The following is a 571-nucleotide window of genomic DNA, read 5'->3' as shown; positions in this document are numbered from 1 at the left end:
ATAACGCCGCAATAACACGTTTATTACTACGACGGCTTAGCTGAATTTTACCGCCTTAAACACCGAAACCAAAGACAAACCTACAACGCCGAATGTAATAAATCGTGTTGATTGCTTTGTTATACGGAACAGATAAAATTAATTGTGTGGAACCAAGATATTACCCACAGTTGCACTAACTAAATACGGTTATGGTACTTACAGCCGACACAAAACCAAGAGAACAGAATGGACGCTATTGCTCATTTAATTATCATTTTAGGAAACCCATTTGCATATAAAATTGGACGCCTAATTATTTCAATTTTAAGCGTTGGTAAATTGTCCATTCAACCATTACCAACTAAGTTTCCCGCCAATTTCGTACAAGCCTTTGATGAATATAAGGTCGTAGAAAAACAAGAAAAACAAGAAAAACAAAATTACTCAATACCATATGGAATTGCCATTTCAATTGGTTACATCATAATCGTAGCTATATTTGGAACCCTACTATTTTATAATATTGATGGGTTAATTGAAGCCAAACCATCGATGTAAAACACCCGTATAACGCCTGCATAACACGTTT

Annotated in this window: 1 protein-coding gene; it reads left to right on the top strand. The window is 35.2% G+C overall.

Features of this window, described 5'->3' with window-relative positions:
* Positions 1-228: 228 nt before the first annotated feature.
* The gene (locus tag HC728_RS19800) at positions 229-540 is read left to right on the top strand and encodes a hypothetical protein (protein ID WP_190395990.1); all 312 of its coding nucleotides are present in this window, start codon (positions 229-231) and stop codon (positions 538-540) included.
* Positions 541-571 lie beyond the last annotated feature (31 nt).

The sequence above is a fragment of the Aliivibrio sp. S10_S31 genome (assembly GCF_014694495.1).
GTDB classification, from domain to species: Bacteria; Pseudomonadota; Gammaproteobacteria; order Enterobacterales; family Vibrionaceae; genus Aliivibrio; species Aliivibrio fischeri.
Note: the sequence above shows the minus strand (reverse complement) of the source record. Positions and strands in the feature narration are given on the sequence as shown.

Excerpts from the sequence above, each read along its gene's own strand:
- HC728_RS19800 (WP_190395990.1), top strand. The coding sequence starts at position 229 with ATGGACGCTATTGCTCATTTAATTATCATTTTAGGAAACCCATTTGCA.